Here is a 16,854-nt window from a genome sequence, read left to right on the forward strand (position 1 = left end):
TTTTTCTTGGTTTACCAGTTCAGGTTGCCCTGATACACCAGCCAAAATGCGTTTTGGCTAAGGTGAGTGATTTCTTCGTAATTACCTTGTAAGCGCAGCGTTTGCGCTGGCGCGAAATGCCAGTTGAGCACCGCGCTAATGCGTTGAGGACGCAAACCTTCGGCATTGAGCGCTTGACTAAATTCACTGCTCTCTCTGCTGACTTGGTTGTCGCTGATGAGCGCGTCGTAACGCAGCGCTAGTTCAAGCGCCTCTCTTTGCCAAACTATCTGCGAGCTCACCCCATACTGAAAGGCATCGAGGTCGGTTTGCATCTGCTGAGAGTCGCTAAGACGGGCATCGATTTGTTGCCCCATCCATTGCGCTTCAATGCCAAATTGTTGCCACTGCCATTGAGCGCCGAGAGCAACCAAGGTGGTGGTGCCATCAAAGACAATCGCGCTGCTCGTGGTGGTATGGTTATGACCTTGGTTGGTTTGTGCGCCACGTTGGGTTGCATCGAAATGGGCCAGAGAGCCGACAACTCGCCACGAATGCGCTTGTTTAAAACCTTGCCACTGATAGCTCAAGCCAAGCGCGGCGGGTGTACTGCTGTTTGTATCCGCTTGGGCGGGGTAGCCATTGCCGCGCCCAACCCAAGCGGTAAGATCATGCATACCATTGGCGTAGGTGAGCTTGATGCTGTCGTCTTGATACTGGTTGGCGAGAAATGCTTGCTGTGACAACGATGCATCGACAAATCGCCACTCGTGCTCATGCACGTCATTGTACAAACCAATGGGCGACAGTTGACGGCCTAAACGTAAGGTCCAGTTTTGTCCGATGTGGGGCTGCAGCCAGAGCTCTTCGACTTCGACATTCTCTCCGTGGTGGCTACCGAGGATGATTTTCCCGGCTAAAACTTGCGGCCAAATAGCTAGTAGCCCTAGCTCACCGTGCATCAACTGCACGCCTTGCTCTTGGTGCGCCGCATCTGCGCTGGTCAAAATACCCGGGATAGCAAATTGCTGATCGCGACTTTGGTGGTAGTAGCCGAGTTGGGCGAATAAGTTGCTTTTTACTTCAATGTTTGCCTCATGGCTCGGGTTGGCATAGGCAATATGGCTAGAGAGCAAACTAACTGCCGTGAGTGTGAAAGCGTGTTTCATTGGTTATCCTCCGGCAAAAATGGGTTGGCATAGCGCGGGTTGCGAACAAAGGCTTCATCGTTGAGCGCCCCCAAAAAGGCCAGTACGTCCTGCTTCTCTTGCGGGCTCAGAGTAAAACCGTTGACAAACTCACTTTTGTTGGGGTTAAGTCGCCCATCACCTTGGTAGAAACCGCTTTCGATATGACGGCCGCCTGCGGCGTAAAAATCCAGCACTTCAGAGAGCGTGGCGATGCTGCCGTCGTGCATGTATGGCGCGGTATAAGCAAGGTTGCGTAGCGTGGGCGGGCGAAATTTGCCTTTGTCCGTCGCGTTTTGTGTCACCGTATACAAGCCATTGTTTTGCGCTGGGTAGCTGCCTTGCTCATCTAAGTTGTACAGGCCAGTGTTAAAAAATGGACGGCTGACAAATACCGTATCGGCGTGCAAGGTCGAATCGCTGAAATTAAAGCCGCTGTGACAATGAAAGCACTCCATCTTTTCGCTGTTGAACAGTGCTTGACCGCGTAGCGCCGCACTGCTCATCGTCCCTTGATCAAAATCGCTCTCTTTAGAGATCAAGGCGCGGTTGAACACCGCCAGCGCTTTGATGATGTTGGGCAAAGTCACGGGTTGCTGCTCGTTCGGAAACGCTTGGTTAAACAGCGTCTGATATCGGGGATCTTGCTCAAAGCGTTGCAAAATCTCGTCACGGTTCGCATCGTTAATCCCCATCTCAACCGGAAACTCGCCAAACAGCGGGATCACCAGTTGTTGCTCTATGGTGTGCAACACCGGATTGGCCCAAGTGTAGGAGGCGTTGTAAGCCACATTGGTTAGCGTTTGCGAATTGCGGTGTAGCACTTCGCCAGTCGAACCGGTCGGAACCGCCAGCCCATCGGTAAACGCGAGCGCCTGCTGATGACAAGATTCACACGCAAAGGTCTGATTGCCCGATAAACGCTTGTCGTAGAAAAGGTGTCGTCCCAACTGGAATTTTTCTTCGCTGGCCGGGTTATCGTTTGGCTCTCTCGGTATGGGAAGAGAGCCCGTTTGAAAATCAAATCCACTGAGGTTGGTTGAACCCGCCGCAGTGACGTCGTAGCTTGATTCGCCGTCACAGCCCGTTACTGATGCCAGCACGAGCAGTGTCAGCAAACCACTCTTGAGGTTTGCTGACATCGGTATTACTCCACACTCACCCAAGATTGTGAAGTCGAGCAGTTGCCTGCAATGCACTGACCTGTGATGAGATCCAACCCTAAGTTATCAAACACGCCTTGGCAATCAGGGTCGCTGCTCGCCGACATACAGCCCAATGGCGTTGCGACCGTATTTTTAGAAATGTCGTTGTTGGCGACCAGTTTTTGATAATCGAACACCACCTTGTTGGTGGCTAGGTTGAAGTTATCCAACTGATATTGTGGGCGGTTCGGGCGAGAGCCAGCGCAGTCGACGACTTCTGCGTTGGCATCGGTCACTTCACAGCCTGTGGTGCCAAGGTGGATGTTCCAACCCGCCACATCCATGCGTAAATGTTTGTGCCCTTTTTGCCAGCTCCAGTTCATCCCCATGACATCAAGAGGAGAGATAGCATCATCACCGTCAATGCCGTAGTGGTTGAGCTCTGCTGGCACGCCGAGGGTAAAACGAAGGCTTGTGTATTTGCCTTGTGGAACTTTGCCGCGAATCGTGTGGTTGGTGTCTGGATTGCCGTTAGCACAGCTGTCCGAGCCCGTTTCAAAATCCAGCAGAGCGACATTTTGATACTGCCATTTGCCGTCTTGGGTAAGTTCGACGGATACCGCTTCACCTTGTTCGTTGATCAGCACAACTTCAGAGATATACATACGCACATCGCTAAAAGTGGGTTGGCTGTTGGCTGTGCCTACCACGCTGTTATTCATCGCTTCGCAGCGAATCTCTTCGTTGCCGACTCGTGCCGCAAACTGAATTGCTACCTCTTGGCTGGTTTTGCTATCGGTGGTACTTGCCCCCGAACTGCTGTTGTCACTGCCGCCACATGCGGCCAATAAGCTACAAAGAGTGATAGAGACAAGTGTTTTAGCGCTGAATGATGGGTTAAACATGATTCTTCCTTCTGAATTTTAGTCAGCGCGCGCCGTTTCACAGATAGCATTAACGGATAGTAAACAGCACGCGCGCACCATCCCGTTAAGGGTGGCGTTTTTTTAATGTTGAGCGTGAATGACTCAGCTGAGCCGATGGCTCAGAGATCAGGTGAAGAAAGAGTGCGGTGGAGATTGCTTCGGGGCGATGGAGAGATACACCTTTTGTAAACAAAGAAGGTGTTGATAGAAGATACGTGCTGGAGCGGGGCGAGACAGCCACGCCAAGATGACGGCTAAGCAGAGAACGGCCAGGCTTAAAGAAAACTGGCATGCTTTGAGCAGTGGGCAGTGAAACTTCAGATTCTCATGGCCGCTGTCCGCATCCGAATTTTCAAGGTTATTGGCTTCAATCAGTTCACTGATATCCACCCACTTAAAGCCTTGTGCGGTACATAGCAGCACTTTGCCGCCTTGGCTGTCTGATAGCCAGTTTTGTTGATTAACTTGGGAAGGGTTGAGCGCCATGGTCGCCAACAGATAAATCTGAAACAACAAAGCAATAATGACGTAAAACGCCACTACTTTTTGTTTGGTTTGCGGATTTATGCGTAGGTTCATTGCAACATTGGGTTAACCGAAATTGGCGCGGATACTAACAAATAACCGTTAGAGATGTAATGCTATTTTTACCAGTTGGTAGAATTTATGTGATTGTTATTGCGTTTGATTATGAAAGGTGAGCTAGATATGTGTAAGGTGTTAGCTAAAGCCGATCAACAAGAATGGGTAAAACAAACAGGCATGCACGGCGAGTGATATGCCACTCGCCGCGAGAAAGAGGATTTATTGCTGCTCAGCGAGCATCACACCACGCTGAGTTAGGCCGCAAAGCATCACTGGCATGGCGTTAAAGATCTCCGCAAACTGCTCAAGCCCTTCAAAGCCCTGTTCGCTCAATGTCGCGATGGTAGTTTCTGGGTCGTAAAGCATCGTTAAAGAGAGCAACACACCGCCGAGTAGGGCATTTTCCTCACTCTCTTCTGGCATCAAGGTTTCCCAATCATCGCGCGCCAGTTGCCACCCTTGCAGGACACCTTCACAAAAGTCGCGAGTGGCTTGGTTAACGATTTCCGCTTCATCCAACTTGCAGGTTTCTGGCCACTGCCAAGAGCCATCCAGCAGCGCTGGGCGAGCCTGATTCCACAGTTGCACTACCGCATCAATGTATGCTTCAAGTTGTTCACCGTCAGAAAAAGGTGCGGTTTCTTCACCTCCCCATAAGAAAGGCAGCCATTCATGTGGGTCGAGGATGTTGGGCGCCGCCGCCATTGAAGTGACAAAGCCCTGCGTTTTAGCAAGATTGAGCAGCTTACCGTCTAATTCCTCAAGGGAAAGAATGTCAAATAACGTCAAAATAGAATACCTTGGATGTTAAGGGCGAGTGAATGGGCGGATCTTACCAATCTCGGCCGCCATTAAAAAGGGCAGAACGCCAGTTTCAGCGATTGTCGGTCTTTTCCGCAGTTTCGTCGTAGGAAAGAAAAGTAAGTCATTGATCCTCGTACCTTGAGAGGTACTGGGTATGGTAATACACTAAAGTGAGCTAACAGGGAACGCTGCCATCGTATGGAAATTCGCTCATCACTTCGCAACAAAAGCATTCTCGCCTTGAGTTTGTACCTCTGTTTTTTCCTCGCCATCATCGGCAGCGTCACCTATTTTGTGGTTGAGCCTTTAGTGCGCAGCAAAATCGAGCAGAATCTGGATTTAAGAACCGATCTGCTTGCCGCGCAAATAGAAGGGCCGCTCAATAGCTCGCTCGGGCTGCTCGACAGCCTCGTTGGTTTCGCTCAAGGTAATCCACCGCCATCGCAACTTTCCCGTGGTATAGCCAATATCATCGCTGCCAGCGGCAATATTGTCTCCAGTGGTGGGCTCTGGCCGGAGCCGGAACTCAACCAAGCGAAACCTGTCTATCGAAGCTTGTTTTTTAATAAAACCAAGCAAGGTGGTGTCGCTCAGGTGCATCTGTATAACAACCCGGAATCCAATGGATACCATCTTCAGCCTTGGTATCAGTCCGTTGCAAATCAACCTTCAGGTCAGTTAAGTTGGTCGCAGGTGTATATCGACCCTTATACACAAGTGCAGATGATCACCGCATCCAAACCCTATTACATTAACGGGCAGTTTGTCGGGGTGGCAACGGTTGATCTCTCCTTGCAAGCGCTATTTGATTTTATCCGCAAACATACCGAGATTTACCAACTTGGGGTCACCATCAGCGCATTAAATGGCAGTTTGATCACCGAGTACAACTATAGTCTTGTTCGAGGCCGTTACGTTAGCCAGATTGAACTCAGCGATTTTCACTGGAATATGAAAGTGGTGAGTGCGCGACAATTGATCGCTGACGAAGTCTTCGACAAAGTGCTACGGGTGGAATGGGGCATTTTGCCTTTCTTACTCATCTGTGTTTTAGCTGGGTACTACTTACTTAATCGCTATTTGATTGCACCAATCATCACGATTGCGCAAAGCGTGGACAACTCAAAAACCGGCGGGATCGTTGATATCGATTATCAAAGCGATGACGAGATCAAACATCTGATTGATGCGTTTAACGAGAAAACCGTCTATCTAGAGGCAGAAAAAGTTAAAGCACAAGCGTCAACCAATGCCAAAACTGCCTTTTTAGCCACTTTGTCGCACGAAATTCGTACACCCATGAATGGTGTATTGGGCACGGCGCAGTTGTTGCTGAAAACGCCATTAACCGACGAACAGAAAAAGCACCTAAAAACGCTATACGATTCCGGTGATCATATGATGACTTTGCTCAATGAGATCTTGGATTACTCCAAAATCGAGCAAGGACACATGGAATTTGATCTCGCCCCATTCCCGTTTGACTCGATCATTGGCAGCGTAAACAGCATCTACTACACCTTGTGTGCAGAAAAAGGACTGCAATTTCGCGTCTATTCACAGGTTGCCAGAGATCGTTGGTACCATGCAGACCGTGCACGCCTGCGGCAAATACTATTCAACTTACTCAATAATGCGGTGAAGTTTACGTCCCATGGCGTGGTTGAAGTCTACTTGGAAGAAGTGTTCAAAGGAGGGCAGAACTACCTTGTGATTAAAGTTAAAGACACAGGAATCGGCATTCCTATTGCAGCACAAAAACGTATTTTCCGCCCGTTTGAACAAGCAGAATCCTCGACCACCCGACGCTACGGCGGTACTGGCCTTGGTCTGGCAATCGTTAAAAAAATCGTTGAAAAGTTAGGTGGTAAAATTAGCGTTTCCAGTCAAGAAGGGCTTGGCAGTTGCTTTAACGTCGAGTTACCACTGCAAGTGTGTGAAGCGGGGAGTGTGGAGCAAGAGCCAAATTATCATCTCGACTATCAAGGGTTGACCGTGCTGATTGTTGAAGACAACCGTACCAACGCCATCATTCTTGAAACGTTTATGCGCAACAAAGGCTTTGTTCCCACTTGCGTCGAAAACGGCCAAGAAGCGCTGGATCTTTTACCGCATCAATCATTCGACTTGATCTTAATGGACAATCACATGCCCGTACTGGATGGTATTGAAGCCATTCGTGCCATTCGTGCCATGCCAAACACGATTAACCAAGTCTTGATCTTCGGTTGCACGGCCGATGTATTCAAAGAAACACGTGCCTGCATGTGCGAGGCCGGTGCCAATCACATCATCGCCAAACCGGTTGTAGAGAAAGAGCTCGATGATGCCTTGTTCCGGTACGCAGACTTGCTCTACCAATACCGCCGTGAGGCATAAAAGGTCTCCTCTCTCTTCTCGTTGTAAAGACATTATATGTAGTTAAGTTACATCTCATAGATCATTGAAATGAGGTTTTATCCATTTTTGGTGACTTTATCTACATTTGGTGCGTTTTTTGGTCATAAATTTACAACTCAATTTCAAATACGGTATCTAAAACTGCAAATTATTTGCTCTAATAGCGCCATGAACTGCTCTAGTTTTTATATCCAGTTCATGATGTCGTTAAATTACCATTTTTATAGTTATATATTTTAGAGGACGTAAATGAAATCTCGTGCGCCATTTTGTATCCGTCATGCAGCAGCAGATACTTTTGCTATGGTGGTTTTTTGCTTTATCTCAGGGATGATTATCGAGATTCTGATTTCTGGAATGACCTTCCAGCAATCATTGGCATCACGAACGTTGTCGATTCCAGTCAACATCGCCATTGCTTGGCCTTACGGTGTGTTTCGTGATTGGGTATTACGTCAAGGCGCGAAAGTGTCGACCAGCGGACTGATGAAAAACGTCTCCGATTTGGTGGCGTATGTGCTGTTCCAATCCCCAGTTTACGCAGGCATTCTGCTTGCCGTGGGCGCATCAACAGAGCAGATCATTACAGCCGTGACCAGCAATGCGATTATCTCTTGCGGTATGGGCGTTCTGTATGGCTACTTCCTAGATATGTGTCGCCGCTGGTTCAAGGTTCCGGGGTACTATCAACAAGCTTAGTTGCTGGTAGAGTGCGCGATTTAGTCAATAACTGACCAACTGAACCGCATGGGGCGCTTTTTTTAAAAACTGGGCTTGACCAATCCCAAGATAATCATTAAATTAGCGCCTCGTTGAGAGGGGAAACCCAACAACAATTCGGTGAGTTGTCCGAGTGGCTGAAGGAGCACGCCTGGAAAGTGTGTATACGGCAACGTATCGAGAGTTCGAATCTCTCACTCACCGCCACATTCTTAAAGGTCTGATTTGTCAGGCCTTTTTTCATATCTGTACCAAAGCAATGCATTTCTGGATTTGGTTCGGGATGGCCTTAAATAAGAGACCATCCTTTTTGCATACAGCCACTTCACTAAATATCGAGCCGCAAGTTTTCTTGTATTTCATCTATCAGTGTTTTTGGTACATCCCATTCCTCAGCAAGCTGACGCCAAGTTGATACGTGCTCAAGCGTTGAATCGATAATATCGTCGATTTTTCGCTTGTTAAAAATAGGGCTTAGTTTCTCTAAGCTATAGAAATCACTTCGTGTAAAGTTATCTCTTTTACCATTCAAGCTCATCCAATGGCTGTTCACCCATTTACTGCCTGGTTTATAGCTATAGGCTAAATCATAAGCTGGTGCGAGAGACCATTTGTCTTTTTTCAGCCTGTCTTGTTTCAACATAAAGGCAAAGTTCTTTGAGTGGTCGTCATGATTTCGAGCAATGATATTGAACGTCATGCGCTTGAATAGCTGCTCAGCTTCAACAGCGGAAAGCTTCAACTGTCTGGCAATGCCAAATAACTCTGCGTAAGAGAATGCCCCCGGCTTTTTATAATCAATGTGGGCAAGACCGTTTAGCGTTTGTACGTGTACCTTGCTATTTTTAATTCGATCAAACCGCTGTGTAATAAAGTGTCGTCGATTGCCTTCATGGAGTAAGCGGCATGGCATCATATCGACACCGCATTTGTTAGCCATTAAATGATAAACAAACTCCATTGCTCCATAACCTAATGGGTCACCGAAGGTTTCTTGATTTTTGTTATGCTCACTCACACCATCAAACTTCATCAAATAATGGGTAAACCCACTTGGCACTTTGGTTTGGCCGGAGCGGACTTGAGTAAAATCTTCATTAAATGCTAATACGGCTTTCGGTCTTGCGCCTCCCGCACTCATACCAACAGATAATAAAGACATCATTGCTTCTCTATCGTCTTGGCCATTTTGTTTGAGCTCTACTTCAAAATTACCTCGTGAATCTAAGATTTCTTGTGCAATTGAAACGAGCGATTGGATTTCTACCTGTTGTGAAGCATTTAAACTTTGTAACTTTGTCGCTGGCGCATACTCAAGAGCTCCCATGCCTCGCTTTCCCGTATATTGGAGGCGTTGCAGTGGTGTAATGTCACTCGGTGAACGGCCCTGGCTTGCAACCCATGCGTTGAGAACCGCGTTACCAAAATCATCAGGTAAGGAGTCCGCAATTAAACCGGGTAGGCCTTTAAAGGTATTGAAATCCAGTTCGGGAAAGCGATAGATACGATTCGATAATGGCATTTTGATTGGGGAAAGCTCGACTCCCTTTTTTACAAAGCTGGGATCATATTCAAATGATCCAAGTCCCTTTTCAGTGTCAAAACTCACTGCGCCAACGAGATCGCCTTGGTAAGTTATTGTAATGACTTCCATTACCATTCTGGTGTTTCCTCATCTTTATTACTGCGCTGGCCAGAGGCCCTCTGCCTTTTCTTTCCTTGCAGTTTGGCCAGCTGTAAGGGAGAAATTTCTTGTTTAGGGATAAAGAGATCAATTTGTTCTGTAAGGTCTAATGCCATTAATATCGCAATCATGATATCGAGCTGCACTTTTCCTTTTTCTGCATTCAAAACCGTTTTGCGGGCAATGCCAGCAATTTCTGCAACTTCAGATTGTGTTAGGTCTCGATTTAGTCGAGCTTGCTTCAACCTATCGCCGATTTCTTCTGCTAATGCTGCGGCTGTTACATGTTTCACTCTAAAGTCCTATTTTGGTTTCATTGTTGGTGTTTGGTTTGTGTAATGTCCTTAATTTTGGACTTTATGTTGACCTTGTCAAGAGGTGATTTTAGTGTGCCATTCTGGTTACATTAGGTGGTTTTAAGTTGATTAAAGTAACCATTTTGGGACTTTGTGGAATTTGTAGAAAATCCCTTCTAGAGGGGGGAGTGATGGGAGCCTCGTTTTAGTAGCAGTACCGACAATCCTGTCATTCTAAGACGGATGTCAAGCTATTTTACATGTTTATATACGCAGTATTTACCTACCGTCATTAAGGAGGCACTATGCGCCTAGTTTCAATTTGTGCATGAGCTAGGTTGATTAATAGTCTATACGTCAGCGAGTAAGGTAGTGAAATGGTTGCCCCTAAAAGTCTTGTTTTTCAATTACACCGTCACTGGGAAGTGGTTGAGCAGTTAACCCGGCTTTCACGAGAGTTCCCTGCATTTGAGCTCCGTATCCTCGAACAAGTGATAAACCAGTACAAAAACAAAGATGCGGATACTAACAGCGTGCTAGCGAGTCTTATCAACGCGGACATCTTGCAGCCTATTAGCCGAAGTAGTGATTATCAGATCAACACGTTGGTGGTGGATTTTGTACGTGGATTGACTCAGGAGCATGAGCTTGGTTTGTCCGCGGTACTTAAAGCTCGCGTTGAGGCCATCAAAAACGCCACCAGCCAAGTACTAAAGGGACTTGAAGACACCGACAATGATTTACTGCGCGCAGGCGCTAACCAATTGTCAGAGCTGACGAGAAAGATTGCCCAACAATTAACACAAGACAAGCAAGCCATTTTTGACATTGCTGAAGCGGCTAAATCAGCAGACACCAGTGTGCCAATTGAACGCCGCTATCGTGAAGTGCTAGAAGTGTACGACCAATACGTTGAACCCATGAATGAAATGATGGATAGCGGTCTTGGAGGAAGCTTCTACCCATTGTTGGAAAAAGCAGAAGAAGCACTAGACAAAGCCGTTGATACGCTGGCTATTCGCGGCTCTTTGTATCAACAAAGGTTAGCAATGCGTCAGATTGCCTATCAAGTCAAAGATCTTCGATACCAAGGGCGGGTCATCGCTCAGCAATGTGCAGATACCTTGTTACCGCTGAGAGAGGAAGCGAGGCTACATAACCAGCTTTCTGCTGTGATTAGCAAGCAAATAAGCCAAGTTCGTAAGAAGGGGCTAGTTCGAGGGTTAAATGCAGTCGGCCTACCATTATGGAAAACCAGTCGTACCAGTAAAATTCAGATTGGGAACGAAGTGCGTGAACTGATGGCTGAATTTTTGAGTTTTGAACCTAATTCAATTCCTTTTCCGGATGAAGAAGCGCTCTCTGATAGCCTCTTAGTGAATTGGATCGATGAACAGCGATTGCGTGAACAACTTGCAGCAGCATTGCCGGTTGAGAATCTCATGACTTGGTTAACGACACACTGTCGCTATTTACCTGATACGGAATTACTCCGTCTCTATCATGAACTGGTGCGAGAACCACAATGGCAAAGCCTGTTGGGCACAAATCCTTGTACCACAACGCTCAGTACCGTCTCTGTCACTTATCATCCTCATCAACTAACGACCTTGACTCGCTCAACAAGTGCAAAGGATATGGATAATGCAAAATAGCAAACTCGATTTAACCGTGCTGACACATCTCACAGAACTGTTCGGCTTATTCAATTCAGGTCGACACTTGAACCGTTCGACAGATGCAGCCCTTTGGTATGAGCTCGAACAGCAATCGGAACAGTATCGACATCTATTTTCTAACCTAGGGTTTGAGCTACGTATCGATGGCCGTGGTTTTGCTTGGTTTCATGACGATGAAGGGAATCAAAATATCAACAAGCAATCGCGACAGTTGACGCTTTTGCTGATGGTGATTTTTGACTACCAAGCGGACAATGGTCGCTCTTTGAGTCAGTTTTATCAGTGGACCATTGACAATAAAGTGCTAAATGAGGTCTATGAAAAGCATCAAGGATTGTTGGATGCAGAAGAGTTAGATCAAGGTGCATTGGTAAAAATCCTCGAAAATGCGGTGCGAAAAGGCTTTGCGATTCAAGAAAACAACCACTGGCGCTTATTGCCTTCGGTATATCGTTACTTAGACCACTTTGAGGCGATTACCGATCAAGCCTCTGTCAGCGATGTAATCACTGATGAGGAGGGTGAATCATGCTAAATTACGGCTTTCAACGTCTCGCATTAATTGGCAGTGCTGGATATCAGCGAGCAGAACTGCCACTGGATGATTCTGTGTCGTTAATCGCACCAAATAATCACGGTAAAACCAGTTTAATCAACGCCCTCCAGTTTCTACTGATCATTGACCAAAGAAGAATGGACTTTGGCTCTCATAGCGTCGAAAAAGCACGTCGTTTCTATTTCCCAAACAACAGTGCATACATCCTGCTTGAAGTCATACTTCCTCAAACCGGAACGGTTGTTTTCGGTTGCGTTGGTAAAGGCGTAGGCCACGATTATGAATACTTTGCCTACAAAGGCGAATTAAACCTGGATGATTACCGTTTGGCGGATGGCCATATTGTTACCCAACCCAAACTGGTTAACCATCTAGCTAGCCACCAGCACAGGGTCTATCAATACAATGAAAGAGATTTTCGTCATTTGATTTACGGTGGTGCAAAGAGTAAGAAGACCAATGATCTCGACTTTACGGTATTCAAACTTGAACACGTAAGTGATGCACGTTCTTTCCAGCAAGTGCTTACAAAAACGCTCAGATTGGATAAGCTCAATTCCAGTGATGTAAAAGAGTACTTGCTCAAGATATTTAGCCGTGAGCTGCCCAATGCGAGTATCGACTTTAAGCAAGAATGGGAAAAGGCATTTCAAGATATCAACTTAGAGCGGGAGCAGTATCTAGCTGCTGTGAATAATCTTGCGACCATCAAAGAGCTGGAGCATAAGTTTCAACGTACATTGTCCCTAAGAGGCAAAATTGCAGCGGCACAACCCAAAGTGAACCAATTATTGCAAGATTGGCACGGGCACGTTCAAACAACGAGAGAAAAATTATCAGCACAAAAGCATCAGCTTGAAGAAGAACAAAATCAGTTACATCACCAAGATATTGCTCGCGTTGAAGCACGCAGTGGGTTAAACAACAAGCTCATTGATCTAAAACGTACCGAAGAGCAGCACCAAGAGCTTCAAGCTCGTTTTGCGTTGATTCCGAATCACGCCTATTTAGAGAGCCAGCTCGAACTAGCAAAACAAAGTTATGAAGAACAGGCCGCGCTATGTGTTCAATCGCAACGCTCTTCTTCATCAGATTTAGCCAGACAGTTAAAAGAACGGGCAGAAAAGCGCCAAAGGTTGGAAACGCAGCGGCAAACCCTAGACGATAATTTGTACCTTCATCTCTCCAAATTGCTCAAAGCGCATGAGTTAGAAAAACTGAACAAAGTACTGAGTCAGCAAGTGATGCAGCGTTCACCCTCGCACTATTCACTCGATATCAATCAGCTTCGAGACGTGCTGAGTGGTGAAGCTGCGCCGTCGCTCACTCTTTCTGGTTTAACCTTATCCCTTGATGAGCTCATTCCTCAACATGTTCAAAAGACCGAACAAGAGCTGGTGGAAGAGCTAGATAGTGTCAATCAGCAGATAAATAGCCTCACAGAACTGCTAGAGGTCAGTCAGCAAAGGGATTTGGCGGAAAAGAAAAAGAACGAATTGCACCGCGCTGTGAAAGAGTGTGAAAAGGCGCTCATTGATTATCAGCAACTTGAGCAACTCACCGCGAATCAGTCTCAACGTAGAGAAGAAAAAGCCAAAATCGAGCAAGAGATCACAGCGATTAATAATGCTTTAGCAAGTGCTAAGGAACGCTATCAAGCGCTGACAGAACAAATCAACAAGACTTCGGAAAAGCTCAGTAAGTTAACTTCAGATAATAACCGTGTTGAGGCGCTCAAAGAGCAAAGATTGGATGATCAATCCTTGTTTACGGCGTTGTCGGAACAGCCTCATACCCCATGGATAGCGACCGAAGAGTGGAGCTTGGAGTTTCTCCCCATTCGTCTTGAACAATTCATCAACGATTGCCGGGAACTGGATAACCTTTCTAAAGAGCTACGCCAAATGAAAAATGAGTTAGCTCAGAAAGGGCTCACAAAGTTTCAAATGGCACCCACTCAAGACGATGAGCTAAAAAGCATCATTCAGTTTAGCCATTGTTTAGATGACGAAAAGCAAGCCTTAGAGAGAAAAGCACGTTCTGCGGTGGTTAATGTGACAGCGAGCTTAAGGGAGTTACGCAGTGGTCTGCTTGCTTTGCAAAGTAAAATGAAAGAGTTCAATCGGTTAATCAGTCACAGACAGCTTTCTGATTTGAAAACCTTCAAAATCGAACCTGTCGAGGAAAGCTTGCTTGTGAATGCGATGAATGTGTTGATACAGCAAGCAGAGCAGACAGATTCGGGGCAAAGTTTCGATTTGTTCGATCAAGCGAGCATTTTGGATGATGCAGATCTAGATCGGGCGAAAAATACGTTAATTGAAGAGGGCAATGCTCGCCAAGGATTAAGAGTCGCAGACTTATTCAGGCTTGAGTTTGTCGTGGCAAAGCAGGGGCAGCAGCAAGAGTCTTTTGAAGATATTGATAGCGCAGCGTCTAACGGCACGGTATTGATGGCGAAATTAGTCACCGGCCTTGCCATGCTGCACCTAATGCAAGACAAACGCCACCAAATGAAAGCGGTCTGTTATTTGGACGAGGCGTTAGCATTGGATACCAAGAACCAAGCCAACTTAATTGAGATAGCCGAGCAATTTGGCTTCGCGTTAATTTTTGCCTCGCCAGCACCGTTAACCACCGCTCGGTATTGTGTGCCAATTCACCAAGTGAATGGTAAAAACGTCATAAGCCGTCATAGCTGGCAGTTATTGTCGCCCATCGAAAGTCGTATTGTGACTCAGCCAATAGCGGAGACATCACAATGAGCCAGCCATTGATTGCCGCCTTAAAACGGCTCATGAATGCACATCCAGAGGCGATTGCAGCGAGCACAATGACGACAGCGCAGAAAAGGCAACTCGACGAATTTTGCCGAAAGACTCACAGCGTGCGAATGACGCCTAGCGGCAGAGGCGTTGCCTACCGCATTGAAGACTTAGCCGTCGTGACCGTGACTCTACAGCAATTGTCACCAAATCAAGACTTACCATTATCGATTCCGCCAAGAGCCGCGAATATCGCCAGCACTCGAAGTAGTAAACAGGGAAGAATCACCCACGATGCCACTCATGTATTTATTAAGACCCAAGCTCAGCCGAATTGGTATGACAGAGATAGGCCAACAGAACAGTTACAACGGGCGAGCGAAGAATTTGGCGTTGCCGCGCTAGAAATCGGCGGCGATAAAAATCATACACTGTACAGCAAACATCCTATCTGGCTCGTGGAGAACCAAGAGCTGTTTGATAGGCTTGATTGGCTGCCCACTTCGGAGCCCACCAGCGTGATTTGGTATCGCGGCCAGCTGCATAATAAGTTGATCGATTGGCTGGCAGCTCCGCAGCGGTCGCCATTAATCTATTTATTTGCTGATTATGATGGAGTGGGGCTGAACAATTACCGCCGCTTAAAAGAGCGGCTCGGAGAAAGAGCCACTTTTTGGCTGATGCCGAATTGGCGTACCTTATTAACTCGCTACGGACAAAATAAACTCTGGATTGACACTGCACGAGAGTTTGAGTCCTTTGAGCGTAATGCTGGCCAATGGCTCGAACAGGAAAATGAGTTAAAAGCACTTATACAAGCAATGAAGAGTCAGGGGTTGGCCTTAGAACAAGAAGTGGTTTGGCTAAATAGTGCGCTTTAACTGAATAATACCGACAAGTTCAGCGTTTTTGACCTTAGATTAAGCGCATAATCTCATAACTCTATCTAGAACATTGCCCACGGATCTGTTTTTTCATATTCTCTCACTATCAAAATTGTCAACGTAATCGGTTAGAGCTAACACGCTGAAATAAATGGCTAAACTTTAATCGAAAAGCGTTAGCTGCGTATCGGATGCTGGCTGAAAAAACGGCCTATCGGTTTACCAGTGAAAGGCAAGTTACCTGGCTTTAACGTTGGTGGTTCTTGGGGCTTTAAGCGTTATGCTTTTGATTTATGGATTAAACGGCTAGAAGGTGAAAGCATGATACCGAATTACCAAGTGTTTATGCGTCCATTTTTGGACGTCGTAAACGCGGCTGGTGGAGAGGAAGTTAAGCTGCGTGACGTTATCAACCAGTTAGCGGATAAGTTTGAACTTTCTGAAGCTGAGCGTGAAGAGCGCTTGCCAAGTGGAAAGCAAACGGTTTTGGATAACCGTATTGGTTGGGCTAGGACATATTTGACCAAGGCTGGCATGCTTGAAGTTACACGTCGTGCTCATTTCGTCATCACTGAACGTGGACTAAACGCGATTAGTAATCCAAATACAGTGATAGATAACCAATACCTAAAACAGTTTGATGAGTTTATCGCGTTTAAAGACCAAAAAAATGAGCAGCCTGAAGTGGGTGAGTCTAGCCAAAGTGTTGCAGAAGAAACAACGCCAGACGAAGTTCTGCGCGCGGCTTACAAACAAATCAATGATGCGCTAGCCTCGGAAATTCTCGCCCGTACACGTAAAGTCAGCCCTGCATTTTTCGAACAGCTACTGATAGATCTGCTTCTTGCCATGGGGTATGGCGGCAGTGGAGAGGGTATGGCTCACACCTTGGGTAAAAGTGGTGACAACGGTGTTGATGGCGTTATAAATCAAGATCCATTGGGTGTCGACCAGGTATACATTCAAGCCAAACGTTATGCGGACGGCAACAATATTAGCGCCAGTGATATCCGAGACTTCTTTGGTGCGCTTAACCTAAAGAAGGCGCAGAAAGGCATCTTTATCACTACCTCTGATTTCACGCCTTCCTCTGTTCAAACCGCAAAAGATTTAGGCATGCGCATCGTACTGATTAATGGCAAAGAGTTAGCCAAATTGATGCTCCGCTACAACATCGGTAGCCGTGATGAGCAGGTGATTTACCTCAAACGTATCGATGAAGAGTTTTTTGAGCTTTAAATCTT

14 protein-coding genes, 1 tRNA gene and 1 pseudogene are annotated in these 16,854 nt (G+C 46.5%); 9 read left to right on the top strand and 7 right to left on the bottom strand.

What is annotated here, in order from left to right; translation table 11 throughout:
- Nucleotides 1-11: 11 nt before the first annotated feature.
- From EA26_RS06150 to EA26_RS06170, 5 genes are all read right to left on the bottom strand, one after another.
- The gene (locus tag EA26_RS06150; protein ID WP_039425583.1) at nucleotides 12-1,148 is read right to left on the bottom strand and encodes a porin; all 1,137 of its coding nucleotides are present in this window, start codon (nucleotides 1,146-1,148) and stop codon (nucleotides 12-14) included.
- Nucleotides 1,145-2,308 (bottom strand): methanobactin export MATE transporter MbnM, encoded by a 1,164-nt coding sequence (locus tag EA26_RS06155; RefSeq protein ID WP_039425586.1) that lies wholly within the window; start codon nucleotides 2,306-2,308, stop codon nucleotides 1,145-1,147. Before EA26_RS06155 ends, EA26_RS06150 begins: the two co-directional genes overlap by 4 nt.
- A 5-nt stretch (nucleotides 2,309-2,313) precedes the next feature.
- Complete coding sequence (locus EA26_RS06160) at nucleotides 2,314-3,216, bottom strand: MbnP family copper-binding protein (RefSeq protein ID WP_039425589.1); 903 nt, start codon at nucleotides 3,214-3,216, stop codon at nucleotides 2,314-2,316.
- A 147-nt stretch (nucleotides 3,217-3,363) separates the two neighbouring features.
- Entirely contained in the window at nucleotides 3,364-3,816 is a 453-nt protein-coding gene (locus tag EA26_RS06165; protein WP_039425591.1) for a hypothetical protein, read from the bottom strand.
- A gap of 225 nt (nucleotides 3,817-4,041) precedes the next feature.
- Nucleotides 4,042-4,611 (bottom strand): YecA/YgfB family protein, encoded by a 570-nt coding sequence (locus tag EA26_RS06170; RefSeq protein WP_039425593.1) that lies wholly within the window; start codon nucleotides 4,609-4,611, stop codon nucleotides 4,042-4,044.
- 213 nt (nucleotides 4,612-4,824) lie between these two features.
- Between EA26_RS06170 and EA26_RS06175 the strand changes: the two genes are divergently transcribed.
- The 3 genes from EA26_RS06175 (at nucleotide 4,825) to EA26_RS06185 (ending at nucleotide 7,953) form a co-directional block, all read left to right on the top strand.
- Nucleotides 4,825-7,005, top strand: a complete 2,181-nt coding sequence (locus EA26_RS06175) for a hybrid sensor histidine kinase/response regulator (RefSeq protein WP_052079633.1) — start codon at nucleotides 4,825-4,827, stop codon at nucleotides 7,003-7,005.
- Nucleotides 7,006-7,275: 270 nt separating this feature from the next.
- Complete coding sequence (locus EA26_RS06180) at nucleotides 7,276-7,725, top strand: L-alanine exporter AlaE (RefSeq protein WP_039425595.1); 450 nt, start codon at nucleotides 7,276-7,278, stop codon at nucleotides 7,723-7,725.
- A 140-nt stretch (nucleotides 7,726-7,865) separates the two neighbouring features.
- Nucleotides 7,866-7,953: transfer RNA gene (locus EA26_RS06185), tRNA-Ser, on the top strand.
- A gap of 121 nt (nucleotides 7,954-8,074) precedes the next feature.
- Here EA26_RS06185 and EA26_RS06190 read toward each other — a convergent pair.
- Together EA26_RS06190 and EA26_RS06195 are read right to left on the bottom strand one after the other, a co-directional pair.
- Nucleotides 8,075-9,400, bottom strand: coding sequence for a type II toxin-antitoxin system HipA family toxin (locus EA26_RS06190; RefSeq protein WP_235425317.1), 1,326 nt, complete (start codon nucleotides 9,398-9,400; stop codon nucleotides 8,075-8,077).
- Nucleotides 9,400-9,723, bottom strand: a complete 324-nt coding sequence (locus EA26_RS06195; protein WP_011080067.1) for a helix-turn-helix transcriptional regulator — start codon at nucleotides 9,721-9,723, stop codon at nucleotides 9,400-9,402. The genes EA26_RS06190 and EA26_RS06195 overlap by 1 nt, the downstream gene beginning before the upstream one ends.
- Nucleotides 9,724-10,103: 380 nt before the next feature.
- Between EA26_RS06195 and EA26_RS06200 the strand changes: the two genes are divergently transcribed.
- From EA26_RS06200 to EA26_RS06220, 6 genes and pseudogenes are all read left to right on the top strand, one after another.
- Complete coding sequence (locus EA26_RS06200) at nucleotides 10,104-11,381, top strand: MksB family condensin complex protein (protein WP_039425604.1); 1,278 nt, start codon at nucleotides 10,104-10,106, stop codon at nucleotides 11,379-11,381.
- Complete coding sequence (locus EA26_RS06205; RefSeq protein WP_039425607.1) at nucleotides 11,371-11,940, top strand: condensin complex protein MksE; 570 nt, start codon at nucleotides 11,371-11,373, stop codon at nucleotides 11,938-11,940. Before EA26_RS06200 ends, EA26_RS06205 begins: the two co-directional genes overlap by 11 nt.
- Nucleotides 11,934-14,726, top strand: a complete 2,793-nt coding sequence (locus tag EA26_RS06210; protein ID WP_039425610.1) for an Mks condensin complex protein MksF — start codon at nucleotides 11,934-11,936, stop codon at nucleotides 14,724-14,726. Before EA26_RS06205 ends, EA26_RS06210 begins: the two co-directional genes overlap by 7 nt.
- Nucleotides 14,723-15,607, top strand: coding sequence for a DUF7281 domain-containing protein (locus EA26_RS06215; RefSeq protein WP_039425613.1), 885 nt, complete (start codon nucleotides 14,723-14,725; stop codon nucleotides 15,605-15,607). The genes EA26_RS06210 and EA26_RS06215 overlap by 4 nt, the downstream gene beginning before the upstream one ends.
- 194 nt (nucleotides 15,608-15,801) lie before the next feature.
- A pseudogene (locus tag EA26_RS21965) lies at nucleotides 15,802-15,913 on the top strand (helix-turn-helix domain-containing protein); the annotation flags it as partial.
- A gap of 18 nt (nucleotides 15,914-15,931) precedes the next feature.
- Nucleotides 15,932-16,849 (top strand): restriction endonuclease, encoded by a 918-nt coding sequence (locus EA26_RS06220; protein WP_039428813.1) that lies wholly within the window; start codon nucleotides 15,932-15,934, stop codon nucleotides 16,847-16,849.
- Nucleotides 16,850-16,854: the final 5 nt, after the last annotated feature.

The organism is Vibrio navarrensis, from assembly GCF_000764325.1.
Lineage (GTDB): Bacteria > Pseudomonadota > Gammaproteobacteria > Enterobacterales > Vibrionaceae > Vibrio > Vibrio navarrensis.